This window comes from Streptomyces sp. NPDC008125 (genome assembly GCF_042957125.1).
Classification (GTDB): Bacteria; Actinomycetota; Actinomycetes; order Streptomycetales; family Streptomycetaceae; genus Streptomyces.
In genome coordinates, this window is the sequence record NZ_JBIBHR010000017.1 from 1 (window position 1) to 17,033 (window position 17,033).

General features: G+C 72.5%; 9 protein-coding genes. 6 read left to right on the top strand and 3 right to left on the bottom strand.

Going from position 1 to position 17,033, the window contains the following annotated elements; genetic code table 11:
- Window positions 1-119: 119 nt before the first annotated feature.
- The gene (locus ACFZAX_RS26090; RefSeq protein ID WP_390964664.1) at window positions 120-536 is read right to left on the bottom strand and encodes a YjbQ family protein; all 417 of its coding nucleotides are present in this window, start codon (window positions 534-536) and stop codon (window positions 120-122) included.
- Between the two features lie 126 nt (window positions 537-662).
- Here ACFZAX_RS26090 and ACFZAX_RS26095 point away from each other — a divergent pair, with 126 nt between their 5' ends.
- Window positions 663-1,769, top strand: a complete 1,107-nt coding sequence (locus ACFZAX_RS26095) for an NAD(P)-binding domain-containing protein (protein WP_390964835.1) — start codon at window positions 663-665, stop codon at window positions 1,767-1,769.
- A 120-nt stretch (window positions 1,770-1,889) separates the two neighbouring features.
- Here ACFZAX_RS26095 and mltG read toward each other — a convergent pair whose 3' ends face one another.
- Both mltG and ACFZAX_RS26105 read right to left on the bottom strand, forming a co-directional pair.
- Window positions 1,890-2,750 (bottom strand): endolytic transglycosylase MltG, encoded by an 861-nt coding sequence (gene mltG / locus ACFZAX_RS26100; RefSeq protein ID WP_390964836.1) that lies wholly within the window; start codon window positions 2,748-2,750, stop codon window positions 1,890-1,892.
- Window positions 2,751-2,935: 185 nt separating this feature from the next.
- Entirely contained in the window at window positions 2,936-4,741 is a 1,806-nt protein-coding gene (locus ACFZAX_RS26105; RefSeq protein ID WP_390964665.1) for an ABC transporter transmembrane domain-containing protein, read from the bottom strand.
- Between the two features lie 221 nt (window positions 4,742-4,962).
- Here ACFZAX_RS26105 and ACFZAX_RS26110 point away from each other — a divergent pair, with 221 nt between their 5' ends.
- From ACFZAX_RS26110 to ACFZAX_RS26130, 5 genes are all read left to right on the top strand, one after another.
- Window positions 4,963-5,406 carry a MarR family transcriptional regulator gene (locus tag ACFZAX_RS26110; protein ID WP_390964666.1) on the top strand — a complete coding sequence of 148 codons (444 nt, stop codon included), beginning with the start codon at window positions 4,963-4,965 and terminating at the stop codon, window positions 5,404-5,406.
- Window positions 5,407-5,497: 91 nt separating this feature from the next.
- The gene (locus ACFZAX_RS26115) at window positions 5,498-8,440 is read left to right on the top strand and encodes an FAD-linked oxidase C-terminal domain-containing protein (protein ID WP_390964837.1); all 2,943 of its coding nucleotides are present in this window, start codon (window positions 5,498-5,500) and stop codon (window positions 8,438-8,440) included.
- Between the two features lie 397 nt (window positions 8,441-8,837).
- On the top strand, window positions 8,838-10,718 hold the full coding sequence (locus tag ACFZAX_RS26120) for an ABC transporter transmembrane domain-containing protein (protein WP_390964667.1): 1,881 nt from the start codon (window positions 8,838-8,840) through the stop codon (window positions 10,716-10,718).
- Window positions 10,715-12,496, top strand: a complete 1,782-nt coding sequence (locus ACFZAX_RS26125) for an ABC transporter transmembrane domain-containing protein (RefSeq protein WP_390964668.1) — start codon at window positions 10,715-10,717, stop codon at window positions 12,494-12,496. Before ACFZAX_RS26120 ends, ACFZAX_RS26125 begins: the two co-directional genes overlap by 4 nt.
- Window positions 12,497-12,740: 244 nt before the next feature.
- Window positions 12,741-17,018, top strand: a complete 4,278-nt coding sequence (locus ACFZAX_RS26130; RefSeq protein WP_390964669.1) for a molybdopterin-dependent oxidoreductase — start codon at window positions 12,741-12,743, stop codon at window positions 17,016-17,018.
- Window positions 17,019-17,033: the final 15 nt, after the last annotated feature.

The following is a 17,033-nucleotide window of genomic DNA, read 5'->3' on the forward strand; positions in this document are numbered from 1 at the left end:
CCCACACTCAGTGCGCGGCTGAACGATGTCCTCGCACGACAGCCTGACCGGTGAGAACCCTGCCCGCGGTCGCCGTGTCGCGGTCCTACTCGGCGGCGGCTGACATGCAGCTTGAGGATTCAGCTAAACCAGGGACTCGAGTTGTCTATGTTGGTGACCCTCGACTCCACCAGGCACACCGACTGCCAGGTGCCCAGCTCCAGGCGGCCCGCGATCACCGGCAGAGTCGCGTGGGGCGGTACGAGGGCGGGGAGGACGTGGTCGCGGCCGTGGCCGGGGGTGCCGTGGCGGTGCTGCCAGCGGTCGTCGGCGGGGAGCAGGGTGTGCAGGGTAGCGAGCAGGTCGTCGTCGCTGCCGGCGCCGGTCTCCAGGACGGCGATCCCGGCCGTCGCGTGGGGGACGAAGATGTTGAGCAGGCCGTCCCGGCCGGCGGCGGCACGGGACAGGAACTGCTCGCAGTCGCCGGTCAGGTCGGTGACCGTCTCCGTCCTTCCGGTGGTGAGGTGCAGGACGTGGGTGGTGAAGGAATCAGGCATGCCGCCATCTTCTCGCCCCCGGCCGGTGGATGCCCGACCGCACCGGCGGACGCGGCGGCCGGACGGCGGCGCGGGAAGAGGCGCCGCGCTTCCGGAGTTGGTAGAAGCGTGAACGATTCTGAGGCGGTGCGGAACACGGACGTGGTGGTGATCGGTGCGGGGCAGGCCGGGCTGGCCGCCGCGCACCACTTGGCTCGGGTCGGTCTGGAGCCGGACCGCGACTTCGTCGTTCTCGACCACGCACCGCGTCCGGGCGGCGCCTGGCAGTTCCGCTGGCCCTCGCTGACGTACGGCAAGGTGCACGGGATGCACTCGCTGCCGGGCATGGAGCTGACCGGCGCCGCCCCGGACCGGCCCTCCTCCGAGGTCATCGGCGGGTACTTCGACGCGTACGAGCGGCGTTTCGGGCTTCGGGTGCACAGGCCGGTGGATGTCAGGGCGGTCAGGGGGACGGCCGGTGAGGGGAGCGGGAGGCGGCTGCTGGTCGAGACGTCGGAGGGGGCGTACGCGACGCGAGCGGTGATCAACGCGACCGGCACCTGGGACCGGCCGTTCTGGCCCCGGTATCCGGGGCAGGAGACGTTTCTCGGGCGGCAGCTCCATACGGCCGGCTATCCGGGGCCGGAGGAGTTCGCCGGGCTGCGGGTGGTGGTGGTCGGCGGTGGCGCCTCCGGTACGCAGCACCTGATGGAGATCGCCGACGTCGCGGCGGCCACGTACTGGGTGACCCGGCGCAAGCCCGTCTTCCGCGAGGGCCCGTTCGGGGCCGAACAGGGGCGCGCCGCCGTCGCCTTGGTGGAGGAACGGGTGCGGCGGGGCCTGGCGCCCCGGAGTGTGGTGAGCGTGACCGGGCTGCCCCTCAACGAGGCCGTCCGCGACGCGCGGGCGCGCGGGATCCTCGACCGGCTGCCGATGTTCGACCGCATCACCCCGACGGGGGTGTCCTGGGACGACGGGCGGATCGCCGGCATCGACGCCGACGTGATCCTCTGGGCGACCGGATTCCGGCCCGCCATCGACCACCTGGCGCCGCTGAAGCTGCGGGAGCCCGGAGGCGGCATCCGGGTGGAGAACACGCGGGCGGTACGGGACGGGCGCGTCCACCTGGTCGGCTACGGCCCCTCCGCCAGCACCATCGGGGCCAACCGCGCCGGGCGCGCCGCGGTGCGTTCGGTCATGCGGCTGCTGGCGGAGACCTCCGCCGCACCGGTGGCCGCCCGCGTGCCGGCGTAATCCCTGGCCCGGGCTTCCGGCCCAGGCTTCCGGCCCGGGCTTCCGGCCCAGGCTTCCGCGCTTCCGAACCGTACGAAGCGCACGAAGCGCACGAACCGTCCGAGTGCCCGCGTCCCGTCGTCATCCGGGCGCTGCGGCCGCGTTCTTCCGGCTCTGGTTGAACTCGGCGACGTTCCGCCGGTGCGCCTCGTAGTTCTCGGTGAAGCGGGTGTCCCCCGGCCGGACCGTCACGAAGTACAGCCACGGGCCGGCCGTGGGGCCGATGGCGGCCCGCATCGCCTGTTCGCCGGGGTTGCCGATCGGAGTGGGAGGGAGACCTCTGCGGCGGTAGGTGTTGTACGGGCTGTCGATCCGGGTGTCCTCGGTGGTGGTGTCCAGCGTGGAGCGCCTGAGGGCGTAGTTGAGCGTCGAGTCCATCTGCAGCGGCATGTCCCGGCGCAGGCGGTTGTGGACGACCCGGCCCACCTTTCCCATGTCCGAGGCGGTATCGGCCTCCGCCTGGATGACGCTGGCGAGCGTCACCGTCTGGTAGACGGAGATGTGGTGATGCAGCGCCCCGTCGGTGATCCGGTCACCCCCGAACCGCTGGGACGCCGTGTCCACCATGTAGCGGAGCAGGCTCACGGGGGTCGTGCCGGGGCGGATGGGGTACGTCGCCGGGAAGAGGTACCCCTCCGGATTGCCGTGCGCGGCCTCGGGCAGTGGAAGGTGTGCCTTGGGCACGGCCTGCTCGGTGGTGCCCGGGGCAACCCCGAGCGCCTGGTCGACGGCCGCGTAGATCTGTTTCGCCCGCCATCCCTCGGGGATCACCAGCGACGCGGTGTCCTCGGCCCCCGCCTCGGTGGCGCCCCGCGGGACCAGCAGGGGCGCCGCGACCGTGGCGGCGGCCACGAGCGCGCCCCCGAGGAGCAGCATTGCCTTGCCCCGCCGCGTGGGGCGCAGCCTCCGGCGGTATCGGAGGGCATCGGGCTCGTTCACCATGCGGGCACGCACCATGCGGGCACGATAACCGTACAAATGCCCTGGATCTGCGGAACGACGCTCGACACCCGGGAACCTCGCGGCCGGATGACGAGCGGGCACGTCCCGAAGAGGAATCCCCGGGGAGAGCCCGGAGCGACCGGAGCCCGGGCAGCCGGAGCCCGGGGCAGCCGCCCGGCGGGCGGTCATCCCGCGGCGGGCTCCAGGCGGGTGTCCCGGCGGATGAGGGCGGCATAGCGTCCGTCCTGCGCGAGGAGTTCCTCGTGCGTGCCCCGCTCGACCGTCCGCCCGCCCTCCAGTACGACGATCTGGTCCGCGTCCCGGATGGTGGAGAGGCGGTGGGCGATGGTGAGCGTGGTGCGGCCGGCCGAGAGGGCGTCGATCGCCTCCTGCACGGCGTGTTCGGTACGGGTGTCGAGGGCGCTGGTCGCCTCGTCGAGCACCAGGACCGGGGGGTCGCGCAGGATCGTACGGGCGATGGCGAGGCGCTGTTTCTCACCGCCGGAGAAGCGGTAACCGCGCTCGCCGACGAGGGTGTCGTAGCCGTCGGGGAGCGACGCGATGTGGTCGTGGATCTGCGCGGCGCGCGCCGCTGCCTCGATCTCCTCGTCGGTGGCGTCGGGCTTGGCGAACCGGAGGTTCTCGGCGACCGAGGCGTGGAAGAGGTAGGTCTCCTGCGAGACCACGCCGACGGCCCTCGCGAGGGAGTCGAAGTCGAGGTCCCGTACGTCGACCCCGTCGATCGTCACGCGGCCGGAGGTGACGTCGTACAGCCTGGGCACGAGATAGCTCAGGGTGGACTTGCCGGACCCGGTGGGGCCGACCACCGCCAGGCTGCTGCCCGCGGGCACCTTCACGTCGATGTCGTCGAGGGTGGGCCCGCTCTTCTCGTCGTAGCCGAAGCCGACGTGTTCGAACGCGATCTCTCCGCGGATACGGTCCAGGCGGACGGGGTTCGCGGGCTCCGTGATGTCGACCTCGAGATCCAGGTACTCGAAGATGCGCTGGAAGAGCGCGAGGGAGGTCTGCATCTGGACGCCGGTCGCGAGCAGGCTCACCGCGGGCCGGAAGAGCCCCTGCTGGAGCGAGACGAAGGCGACGAGCGTGCCGATGGAGACGGCGGTGCTGCCGGAGCTCAGGGTCAGGCCGGCGGCCCAGTAGATGACGGCCGGCATGGCGGCCATGACGATGCCGATCGTCGACATCCGCCAGCGTCCCGCCATGTTGGAGCGGACTTCGAGGTCGACCAACTGCTCCGACTCCTCGGCGAAGCCCTTGATCAGCGAGTCCGAGCGTCCCATCGTGCGGCCGAGCAGGATGCCGCTGACGGAGAGGGACTCGGTGACGGTCGCCGCCATCGCGGCCATCTGCCGCTGCCGCTGCGTGGTGATCTTCTTCCGCTCCCGTCCGACGCGACGGCTGATCCAGACGAAGACGGGCAGCAGGAGCAGCGAGACGAGGGTGAGCCGCCAGTCGAGCGCGACCATCGCGACGACGGTGGCGACAACGGCGGTGAGGTTCGAGACCAGGGAGGTGGCGGTGGAGGTGACGGTCGCCTGCATCCCGCCGATGTCGTTGGCGATGCGGGACTGCACCTCACCGGTACGGGTCCTGGTGAAGAAGGCCAGGGGCATCCGCTGGAGCTGGGTGTAGACGCCGGTGCGCAGATCGTGCATGACGCGCTGGCCGACCGTGGTGGAGATCAGGGTCTGGAGCACGCCGAAGACGCTGTTCATCACGGCGGTGGCGATCATCCCGAGCGCGAGCAGCGTGAGCAGGCCGGTGCGTCCCTGCGGTATCGCGGTGTCGAGGATCTCGCGGAGCAGGAAGGGGGAGGCGACCGACACCAGGGAGGAGGCGCCGACCAGCAGCCCGACCAGCGCGAGACGTCCTCGGTAGGGGCGGAAGAGGCGGAGGATGCGCCGCACCTCGGGGGGCGGCTGCGTGCCGTCCTTGGGCGGGGGCGTCCAGGTGGGTCCGTCGGGTTTCATGTGCTCCTTCATGGGGGCTGTGGACGTACGGAAGGCCGGGACCGGCCCGTGCGGCGCCCTGGCGGGCCGTTCCCGCGCGGGAACGGTACGCGTCGGCACGCACCAGGGCAGCGGTCCGGCCCCGCCCGTCATCCCGGAGAGGCCGGGCGATCCGAACCGTGAAGAGCGTACCTCACTGTTACCTATACTCACAATGAACCTGGTCCTGATATTGTTCCGGCATGGACTCCCCCGATTCCGACGGCCATCTCGCCGAACAGCTCCTGCGGCTCACCCGCCGGCTCCACCGCATCCAGAGCCGCCAGCTGGAGCCGATCGGCATCACGCCCGCGCAGTTCCGTCTGCTGCGCGCGGTCGCGCAGTACGACTCCCCGCCCCGGATGGCCGATCTCGCGCAGCGGCTGGACGTCGTCCCCCGTGCGGTGACCAGCCTGGTGGACGGCCTGGAGGCGGGCGAGCGGGTGCGCAGGGTCCCGGATCCGGCGAACAGGCGCGTGGTGCGCATCGAGATCACCGACAGGGGCCGGGCCACGCTCGGAGAGCTGCGCGACGCGCGCCGAGCCGCCGCGGAGGAGATCCTGACTCCGTTGACCGCCGAACAGCGCGAGGTGCTCGGCGGGCTGCTGGCCGCCCTGGTCGACGGACTGCCGGGGCGCCGCTGCTGAGCCGTCGCACCCGGACGCGGGAGGACCGCGTCCGGCCGCCCGAGGGGATGCCGAGATGCCGGAGTTGCCGCAGACGCGACCGTTGCCCACGTTGCCGCTGCTGGAGCCGGAGCCGCAAGCCCTCCGTCCGGGCCGGGTGCGCGAGGCGGCCCCCGACCGCGTGTCCGACCGGAGCGCGGCAGGCACCCCGGAGCCTCTGGGCTCGGAGCTGGTCGCCCTGCTGGGCGCGGGGAAGGTGCTCCGGAAGGTCTCCGACCTGGTGAAGTACGCCTCCGACGCCAGTCCGTACCGCTTCCTGCCCCGGGTCGTGGTGGTCGCCGAGGACATCGACGACGTCTCGGCGGTGCTGTCGTACGCGCACGGCAAGGGGCGGAACGTCGTCTTCCGGGCTGCCGGAACCAGCTTGAACGGCCAGGCACAGGGCGAGGACATCCTCGTCGACGTGCGCCGCCACTGGAGCGGGGTGACCGTGCTGGACGGCGGCGCGCGGGCCAGGATCCGCCCCGGCACCACGATCGCCCGGGCCAACGCCGCCCTCGCCCGGTACGGCAGGGTGCTCGGCCCCGACCCGGCCAGCGCGATCGCCTGCACGGTCGGCGGAGTGGTCGCCAACAACGCCTCCGGAATGACCGCCGGCACCACCCGGAACTCCTACCGGACCGTCTCCTCGCTCTCCTTCGTCCTGCCGGGCGGCACGGTGGTCGACACCGCCGACCCGGCCGCCGACGAACTCCTCGCGCACGCGGAGCCCCACCTCTGCGAGGGCCTGATGGCGTTGAAGGCGGAGATCGAGGCGGACGAGGCGCTGACCGCCCGCATCCGCGCCAAGTACGAGATCAAGAACACCAACGGCTACCGCCTGGACGCGTTCCTGGACGGCGCGACGCCGGTGGAGATCCTGCGCGGGCTGATGGTCGGCTCGGAGGGCACCTTCGGATTCCTCTCGGAGATCGTCTTCGACACGCTGCCGCTCGACCGGCGGACCTCCACGGCGCTCCTCTTCTTCCCCTCGCTGACCGCCGCTGCCGCCGCCGTGCCGTTGTTCAACGCGGCCGGTGCCCTCGCCGTGGAGCTGATGGACGGCAACACCCTGCGCGCCTCGGTCAGCGTGCGGGGCGTACCGGCGGACTGGGCGGCCCTCCCCCGGGAGACTGCGGCCCTGCTCGTCGAGTTCCGGGCCCCGGACGAGGCGGGGCAGGTGGCGTACGAACGGGCGGCGGCCGAAGTGGTGGCGGGACTCTCCCTGGTCGCTCCGGCCGCTTCGGTCACCAACGAGTTCACCCGGGACGCGGGGACGGTCAACGGGTACTGGAAGGCCCGCAAGGCGTTCGTCACCGCCGTCGGCGGCTCGCGGCCCTCGGGCACGACACTGATCACGGAGGACTTCGCGGTCCCGCCGTCCCGGCTGGCGGAGGCCTGCGAGGCTCTGCTGGACCTCCAGGCGCACCACGGCTTCGACGCGGCCGTGGCCGGTCACGCGGCCCACGGCAACCTCCACTTCCTCCTGGCGTTCGACGCGGGCCTCCCCTCCGACGTCGAGCGGTACGCCGCGTTCATGGACGCGTTCTGCACGCTGGTGGTGGACCGGTTCGACGGTTCGCTGAAGGCCGAGCACGCCACCGGCCGCAACATCGCCCCGTTCTTGGAGCGGGAGTGGGGCCCGCGGGCGACCGAGCTGATGTGGCGGACGAAGCGGCTGATCGATCCGGACGGGGTACTCGCCCCCCGCGTGGTCCTCGACCGCGATCCCCGGGCGCACCTGCGCGGCCTGAAGACGATCCCCTCCGTGGAGGCGGTCGCAGACCCCTGCATCGAGTGCGGCTTCTGCGAACCCACCTGCCCGAGCCAGGACCTCACCACCACGCCGCGCCAGCGGATCGTGCTGCGGCGGGAGATGCTGCGCCAGCCGGACGGCTCCCCCGTCGAGGACGCGCTGCTCGACGCGTACGGGTACGACGCGGTCGACACCTGCGCGGGCGACTCCACCTGCATGCTGGCCTGCCCCGTCGGCATCGACACCGGCGCGATGATGAAGGGCTTCCGCTCACTGCGGCATTCGCCGCGCGAGGAGCGGATCGCGGTGCTCACCGCGCGGCACTTCCGGGTGGTGGAGTCGGCCGCCCGGCTCGCCGTGGCCGTGGCGGACGGGCTCGGCGACCGGGTGCGGGATCCTCTGCTGACGGCGGTGACCCGGCTCGCCCGCACGGTGGTCCGCCCCGACCTGGTGCCCGAGTGGCTGCCGGAGATCCCGCCGGCGGCCTCCCGCAGGCTCCCGCCCACCGCGTGTGCAGGGGCGCACGCGGTGTACTTCCCGGCGTGCGTGAACCGCATCTTCGCCGGTCCCGAGGGAGACCGGGAGCCGTCACTGGCGCACTCCGTCGTCGTCCTCTCCGCCCGCGCGGGCAGGCCCGTGTGGATCCCGGACGACGTGGGCGGTACCTGTTGCGCGACGATCTGGCACTCGAAGGGGTACGACGCGGCCAACGCCGTGATGGCCAACCGGATCGTGGAGGCGGCGTGGGGCTGGACCGGCGGGGGCGCCCTGCCGCTGGTGGTCGACGCCTCCTCGTGCACCCTCGGCATCGCGCGGGAGGTCGTCCCGTACCTCACCGACGACAACCGTGCCCTGCACCGGGAACTGACGGTGGTGGACTCCCTCGTCTGGGCGGCCGACGAACTGCTCCCCCGTCTGACGGTGGAGCGAAGGGCCACGTCGGCCGTGGTCCACCCGACGTGTTCGATGGAGCATCTGGACGTGGTGGACCGGCTGCGCACGCTCGCCGGGGCGTGCGCCCAGGAGGTGTTCCTGCCGGACGACGCGAAGTGCTGCGGGTTCGCCGGCGACCGCGGGATGCTCCACAAGGAGCTGACCGATTCGGCGACGGCCAAGGAGGCTGCCGAGGTCGGCTCCCGTGACGACGACACCCATCTCTCGGCCAACCGGATGTGCGAGATCGGCATGACCCGGGCCACCGGGCGCCCGTACCGCTCCGTCCTTGTGGAGTTGGAGCGGGCGACGCGCCCGTCCGGCTGACGCCCCGGTCCGCGCCGCGACGGGGGCACGGCACCTGGCTCGACCGGCCGTCCGACACCCGGCTGGAGCAGGGGGCGGAGCCCTGCGCCGCGCACGTCGCGAGACGGAAGAAGGGAGTCGACGCGGAGCGTCGTCGACCGACGACAACGCCGCGGGGTGCGACACAGGGGGCACGCGAGCCCAGCACGATCCGGACGAGAGGCCCCAGGTCTCCGGCGATTCGGCTATCAGGCGAAAAGGCACCGATCCACGGAAAACCATTTGCCCCGAGCGGCAGGAGAGGCAAGCCTTGCTGTTTGCCCCTCACCACTTCGGTCAGGGCTGTCCCGCTCTTCCTGGCGGAACAGCCTGTGGCCCGTCGCCGGTGGACTCCGTCCTTTTCGATTCTTGGGACCTCATGCAGATTCGTGATCTTCCGTACCGGGACCCCGGCGACCCTGATGTCCGGTCCGGCCCGCGCTTCCTCCTCTGGCTCGGCCGCAACCAGCTCAAGGGGCAGCTCAAGGCGCTCTCCTGGGGGCTGTTCCACCAACTGGCCCTCGCCGGTCTGCCGCTGGCCACCGGACTCGCGGTCCAGGCCGTCATCGACGGGTCCGGCGACCGGCTCGTGCTCTCCGGGGCGATGATCCTGCTCCTCGGTATCGGCATCGCGCTCGGCGACACCATGCTCCACCGCACCGCCGTCACCAACTGGATCACCGCGGCCGCCCGGGTGCAGCAACTCCTCGCCCGGCGGACCGCCGAGCTGGGTTCGGCGCTGACCCGGCGGGTGGCGGCGGGCGAGGTGGTCTCCGTGTCGACCGGCGACGTCGAGAAGATCGGGTGGTTCGTCGAGGCGCTCTCCCGCTTCGCCGCCGCGGCCGCGGCCCTCGTGCTGATCTGCGTCGGGCTGGTGGTGTACCTGCCGTCGCTGGGCTTCCTGGTGGCGCTCTCCGTACCCGTACTCGCCCTGGCGGTCATACCGTTGCTGCCCCGGGCGACCCGGCGGGCCGATCTCCAGCGGGAGAAGGCGGGCAAGGCCACCGAGCTGGCGTCCGACACCGTCGCCGGGCTGCGGGTGCTGCGTGGCATCGGCGGCGAGGACCTCTTCCTCGACCGCTACCGCCGCGCCTCCCAGGAGGTCCGCCGCGCGGCCGTGCACAACGCCCGCATGTGGTCGCTGATCTCGGCGGTCCAGGTGCTGCTGCCCGGTGCGCTGCTGATCGCGCTGGTCGCGTACGGGGCCGGGCTCGCCCGGGACGGCAAGATCGAGGTGGGGCAGCTGGTCACCGTGTTCAACTCGGCGGTGCTGCTGCTTTTCCCGATGCGCCAGTTCACCGAGATCGCCATGGCCTACTCCTTCTCCCGCCCTTCCGCGCGACGCGCGGTCCGGGTGCTGGCGCTGCGCAGGGACACGCGTCCCACCGTCGCCGGTGCCGGTGAGGCGCTCCCCTCGGGCGATCTGTACGACCCGGTCACCGGGTTGCTCGCCCCCGAGGGCCTCCTCACCGCGGTGGTCTGCGGCGACCCCGACGAGGCCGGGCGGCTGGCCGAGCGCCTCGGCGGCCACACCCCGGCCGACGCGGCGCCGGACGGGAAGCCGGACGAGAACGCCCCGCCCTCCGTGCTGCTGGGCGGTGTCGCGCTGGACGAACTGCCGCTGGAGCGGGCGCGTACCGCAGTCCTGGTCCAGGACAAGGAACCGGTGCTGCTCTCCGGCACGCTGCGGGATCTGCTCGACGTGCCCGCGTCGGGAGCGGTGCGCGCCGAGGACGCACTGGCGGCCGCCCAGTGCGCCGACGTGCTGGCCGCGCTCGCCCAGGCGTCCGTCGACGCGGACGGCGATCCGATGGGTACCCACATCACCGAGCGCGGCCGTTCGCTCTCCGGCGGACAGCGGCAGCGGCTCGCACTGGCCCGTTCCCTGGTCACCGACCCCGATGTGCTCGTCCTGGACGAGCCGACCTCGGCCGTGGACTCCCACACGGAGTCCCGTGTCGGCGCCGGGATCAAGGAGTTGCGCCGGGGCCGGACGACCGTGACCTTTTCTTCGTCGCCGTTGCTGCTGGACCTCGCCGACCGGGTCGTGCTGGTCCACGTCGGGACGGTCGTCGCGGCCGGAAAGCACCGCGAACTCCTGCGCGCCGAACCGCTCTACCGCTCGGTCGTCACCCGGGAGACCGAGGAAGAGACGGCGGCGGCCGTACGGACCGGGCCCGCGCCCGGCGCCGGTGCGGACAGTGTCGTGGACGAGCTGAACAGCCTCCGGGAAGCCGGAGAGATCGAGGAGAGGGCATGATCGGCCTCGCGCCACCGACGTACGACCCCGCCGCACCGACGACGGCCACCACGCTGCCGGTGGGTTCGGCCGCGACCGTGCGGGCCTACGTCCGCGACCTGTTGCGGCGTCACCGCAGGGCGTTCGCCGTGCTCGTCGCCGCCAACGCGGTCGCGGTGATCGCCTCCGTCGTCGGGCCGTACCTGCTCGGCGGGCTGGTGGAGGATCTCGCGGACGGGGTCAGCGACCTGCACCTGGAGCGCACGGTGGCGATCTTCGTGGTCGCGCTGGTGATCCAGACGCTCTTCACCCGGACGATGGGGCTGCGCAGCGCGATGCTCGGCGAGGAGATGCTCGCCGACCTGCGCGAGGACTTCCTCGTACGGGCAGTGGGCCTGCCCCCGGGCGTTCTGGAGCGGGCGGGCACGGGTGACCTGCTCTCCCGGATCACCACGGACATCGACCGGCTGGGCAACGCCATGCGGGAGGCCGTGCCGCAGCTCGCCATCGGGGTGGTCTGGTCCGGACTGCTGATCGGCGCGCTCACGGTGACGGCGCCGCCGCTGGCGCTCGCCGTCCTGGTGGCGCTGCCGCTGCTGCTCACCGGCTGCCGCTGGTACTTCCGGCGCGCCCCGTCCGCGTACCGCTCGGAGTCCGCCGGGTACGCCGCGGTGGCGGCGATGCTCGCGGAGACCGTGGACGCGGGGCGGACCGTGGAGGCGCACCGGCTGGGCGCGCGCCGGGTGGCCCTGTCGGAGCTGCGCGTCTCGCAGTGGACCCGGTGGGAGCGGTACACACTCTTCCTGCGTTCGGTGCTCTTCCCGGTCATCAACCTGACGTACGTGACGGTCCTCGGCAGCGTGCTGATGCTCGGCGGCTGGTTCGTGCTGGAGGGGTGGCTCACCGTCGGTCAGCTGACGACGGGCGCACTGCTGGCGCAGATGCTGGTCGATCCCCTGGGGCTGATCCTGCGCTGGTACGACGAGTTGCAGGTGGCCCAGGTGTCGCTGGCCCGACTGGTGGGGGTGCGCGACATCGAGCCGGACGCCGGTGACGAGTCGGTACGCCCCGAGGGCCGGGAGGTCCGGGCGGACGAGGTGAACTTCGGGTACCGCTCCGGGGTGGACGTGCTCCACCAGGTGTCGCTGGACGTGGCTCCGGGCACCCGGCTCGCGCTGGTCGGTCCGTCGGGAGCGGGCAAGTCCACGCTGGGCCGTCTGCTGGCGGGCATCTACGCGCCGAGGACGGGCGAGCTGACGCTGGGCGGCGCGGAGCTCTCCCGGATGCCGGCGGAGCGGGTACGGCAGCACGTCGCACTCGTCAACCAGGAGCACCATGTGTTCGTCGGTTCGCTCCGCGACAACCTCCTGCTGGCGCGGAACGGTGCCGAGGACGCCGAACTGTGGGCGTCGCTCGCGGCGGTGGACGCGGACGGCTGGGCGAGGGCGACGGCTGACGGTCTGGACACCGAGGTGGGTTCGGGTGGCCTGGCACTGACTCCGGCGCAGGCCCAGCAGATCGCGCTGGCGCGGCTGGTGCTGGCCGATCCGCACACCCTGGTGCTCGACGAGGCGACCTCGCTGCTGGACCCCCGTGCGGCCCGGCATCTGGAGCGGTCGCTGGCCCGGGTGCTCGAAGGCCGCACGGTGGTGGCCATCGCGCACCGGCTGCACACCGCGCACGACGCGGACGTGATCGCTGTCGTGGAGGAGGGCCGGATCAGCGAACTCGGCAGCCACGACGAACTGGTCGCGGCGGACGGTGCCTACGCGGCGCTCTGGCGTTCCTGGCACGGGTGAGTGGGGCCCTGGCCCGCCCTCCGCCGGGGCCGCGTCGGGGGCCATGCCTTCGACGCGGCCCCGGCGCCCGCCTCACACCTCTCGCCACGGGCGTGTGCGCGGGGAGTAACCGCCCGAGCCTCCGGCGCGTCACCGTCCGGAAATTCGGCCTTCCTACGGTGCTGTCATCGGGATCACCGCCTCGGGACAGCCCTTCGGCGGAGGGTCCCGCCCGGTAAGGCACGCACCGCGGGGTGGGGGTTCGGTGGCATCTGGCTCGGACGACGGCAGCGTCCGTACGGTCTGTTCGTACTGCGGCGTCGGCTGCGGGATCGTGCTCGACCTGGTACGGGACCCGGCCGACGGCCGCCGCCGGGTGGCCAAGGCGTACGGGGACAAGGCACACCCCGCCAACGCGGGCCGGCTCTGCACCAAGGGGGCGACCAGCGCCGACCTGATGTCGGCTCCCGGCCGGGTGGGCAGGGCGCTGGTCCGGGCCGAGCGGGGCGCCGAGCCGGTCGAGACGGACGTGGACGAGGCCGTCGCCTCGGTGGCGGGGCGGCTGCGGGCGATCCTGGACGAGCACGGTCCTGACGCGCTCTCCTTCTACGTCTCCGGGCAGATGTCCCTGGAGGCGCAGTACCTGGCGAACAAGCTCGCCAAGGGTTTCGTGCGCACCAGCCGTATCGAGTCCAACTCCCGTCTGTGCATGGCCTCCGCGGGCACCGGCTACAAGCTGTCGCTCGGCGCCGACGGCCCGCCCGGCTCGTACCAGGATTTCGACCGCGCGGACGCGTTCTTCGTCATCGGCGCCAACATGGCCGACTGCCACCCCATTCTCTTCCTGCGCATGATGGACCGGGTGAAGTCGTCCGGCGCCAAGCTGATCGTCGTGGACCCGCGCCGCAACGCCACCGCCGACAAGGCCGACCTCTTCCTGCGGATCAGGCCCGGCACCGATCTCGCTCTGCTGAACGGCCTGTTGCACCTGCTGGTCGCGGACGGCCACACCGACGAGGAGTTCATCGCCCGCTTCACCGAGGGCTGGGAGGAGATGCCCGCCTTCGTCGCGGACTGGCCGCCGGACCGGGTCGCGGAGATCACGGGCATCCCGGAGGAGGACATCCGGCTGGCCGCGCGGTGGATCGGCGAGGCCGGCGAGTGGATGAGCTGCTGGACCATGGGGCTGAACCAGTCGACCCACGGGACGTGGAACACCAACGCGCTGGTCAACCTGCACCTCGCCACCGGCGCGATCTGCCGCCCCGGCTCCGGCCCGTTCTCACTGACGGGGCAGCCCAACGCCATGGGTGGGCGCGAGATGGGGTACATGGGCCCCGGCCTGCCCGGCCAGCGGTCGGTGCTGGTCGACGCCGACCGCGCCTTCGTCGAGAGGCTGTGGCGGATTCCCGAGGGCTCGCTCCGTACCGAAGCCGGGCACGGCACGGTGGAGATGTTCGAGCGGCTGGCCGCCGGCGAGATCAAGGCGTGCTGGATCATCTGCACCAACCCGGTCGCCTCGGTGGCCAACCGCAAGACGGTCATCGCCGGCCTGGAGGCGGCCGAACTCGTCATCACCCAGGACGTGTTCGCCGAGACCGAGACCAACGCCTACGCGGACGTGGTGCTGCCCGCGACGCTGTGGGCGGAGTCCGACGGGGTCATGGTCAACTCGGAGCGGAACCTCACGCTCGTCCAGGGCGTCGTCGACCCGCCCGGACAGGCCCTGCCCGACTGGGAACTGATCGCCCGGGTGGCCCGCGCGATGGGGTTCGCCGAGGGATTCACGTACGCCTCGGCCGAGGAGGTCTTCGAGGAGCTGAAGCAGGCGTGGAACCCGGCGACCGGCTGGGACCTGCGCGGGGTGAGTTACGAACGGCTGCGCGCCACCCCCGTCCAGTGGCCCGCGCCGGCCGCGGAGGGGCCGGACCGCAACCCGGTGCGTTACGTCAACGACGGTGTCAGCCAGACCCTGTTGGTCCGGGAGGACGGCTCCCGGCCCCGGCTGGCCTTCCCCACCGCGAGCGGACGCGCCCGCTTCTTCGCCCGTCCGCATCTGCCGGCGGCCGAACTCCCCGACGACGACTTCCCGTTCCTCCTCAACACGGGCAGGCTGCAGCACCAGTGGCACACGCTGACCAAGACCGGCAAGGTCGCCAAACTGACCCGGCTGAACCCCGGGCCGTTCGTGGAGGTCCACCCCGAGGACGCCCGGTCCCTCGCCGTGGCGGAGGGCGACCGGCTGGAGGTCACCTCCCGTCGCGGGCGTGCCGTCCTGCCCGTGGTGGTCACCGACCGGGTCATGCCGGGCACCGTGTTCGCGCCCTTCCACTGGAACGACCTGTTCGGCGAGTACCTCAGCGTCAACGCCGTCACCCATGACGCCGTGGATCCGCTCTCCTTCCAGCCCGAGTTCAAGGTCTGCGCCGTGACCCTCGCCCGGACGGCGGCCCCCGTCCCGGCGGGCCGCCCGAGCACCGAACCGGAGACCACACCCGTGCCCTCGCTCCCCGTGCCCGTACCGGTCGCCGCCGCGTCCGTGCCGGCCCACTCCCCCGTCCAGGCGCTCGCCACCCTGCTCGGGCTGCCCGAACTCGTTCCGCCCCCGCTGGCGGAGCCGGAGCGCCGCTATCTCTCCGGTTACCTCTCCGGGCTCGCCGCCGCCCCGCCCGCCGCAGGCGTTCCGGTGCTGCCGCCGGACGCGCCCTTCGACACCGGCCACGCCCTCTGGGTCGACGGTGTCCTCGCGGGGATGTTCTCCCGTACCGCACCGACGTCCGGCGCCGCACCGACCCTCACCGGCGCACCGGCCGGCACCGCGACAGCGGCCGGGATACCGGACCGGGCCGGGGCACCCGTCGCCGGCACCGCCGCACCGGCCCGCCGCCTCGTCCTCCTGTGGGCCTCCCAGACCGGCAACGCCGAGGAGTTCGCCCAGGATGCCGCCGCACGCCTCGCCCTGGCGGGCCGCACCGCCGAGCTCCTCCCCATGGCGGAGGCGACATCGGTGCACCTCACCGCCGGGACCGATGTCCTCCTCGTCACCAGCACCTTCGGCGACGGCGAAGCCCCGGACAACGGCGCCGGGTTCTGGCAGGACCTGGCCGTGGAGGAGGCCGCCCGGCTGGAGGGGGTCCGGTACGCCGTCCTCGCCCTGGGCGACTCCTCCTACGACGACTTCTGCGGCCACGGCCGACGGCTGGACGAACGGTTCGCCGCCCTCGGGGCCACCCGTCTCGTCCCCCGCGCCGACTGCGAACCCGACTTCGGGGAGCGGGCGGAGCAGTGGCTCGGCGAGGTGCTCACCGCCCTGGCCGCATCCACGTCGGCCGGGTCCGGCGCCGCGTACCCCGTCGTCTCCGCCCACCCCGCCGGGTCCGCGCCCCCCGTCGTGTCCGCCACCCCGCCGCCCGTATCGGCCGCCTACACCAGGACGTCGCCCTTCGCCACCCTGCTCGTCGGCAACAGGCTGCTGAGCCTGCCCGGTTCCGGCAAGGAGGTACGGCAGTTCGCCTTCGACACCCGCGACGGGGAACTCGCCTACGAGGCCGGGGACGCCCTCGGCGTCTGGCCGGCCAACAGCGCGGGGCTGGCAGCCGAATGGCTGGCCCTCACCGGTCTCGACCCCGACGAGCCGGTCGACCTCGGCGACGGCGGACCGCTCGCGTGGGAGGAGGCGCTGCGCACCCGGCTGGACATCTCCCGTGTCAGCACCGGGCTGTTGAGGTTCCTGATGGAACGCACCGACAGCCACGAACTGAAGCGGCTGCTGCGTCCCGACAACAAGGACGCTCTCGCCAAGTGGAGTTGGGGCCGTCAGGCGGCCGACGTCGTCACCGAGTTCCCGGTCCGCGCGTCGGCGGAGGACTGGGCCGGGGCACTCAAACGCCTCCAGCCCCGCCTCTACTCCATCTCCTCCAGTCCGCTGGCCCACCCGGGGGAGGTCCGCCTCACCGTCTCCGTGGTCCGCTGGGCCAACCGTCTCGGCCGTGACCGCAAGGGCGTCTGCTCCACCTATCTCGCCGACCACGCCGACGACGGCCCGGTCCAGGTGTTCGTGCAGCGCTCCCCGCACTTCCGCCCGCCCGCGGACCCGTCCACCCCGATGATCATGGTCGGCCCCGGCACCGGAGTGGCGCCGTTCATCGGCTTCCTCGAAGAACGGCAGGCGCGCGGCCACTCCGGCCCCAACTGGCTCTTCTTCGGCGAGCAGCGCCGGGCCACCGACTTCTACCACCGCCAGGACCTGGAGGCGCACCTGGCGTCCGGCCACCTCGACCGCCTGGACCTCGCTTTCTCCCGCGACCAGCGCAACAAGGTCTACGTGCAGGACCGGATGCGCGAGCACGGCCCCCGCCTCTGGCAGTGGCTCCGGGACGGTGCGCACTTCTACGTGTGCGGTGACGCCGGACGCATGGCCAAGGATGTCGACCGGGCGCTCCGGGACATCGTCGCCGCCCACGGCTCCATGGACACCGACGAGGCCGCCGCCTGGGTCAGACGCCTGGCGGCGGAGAAGCGCTACGTCCGCGACGTCTACTGACGGCGGCGGGGAGTC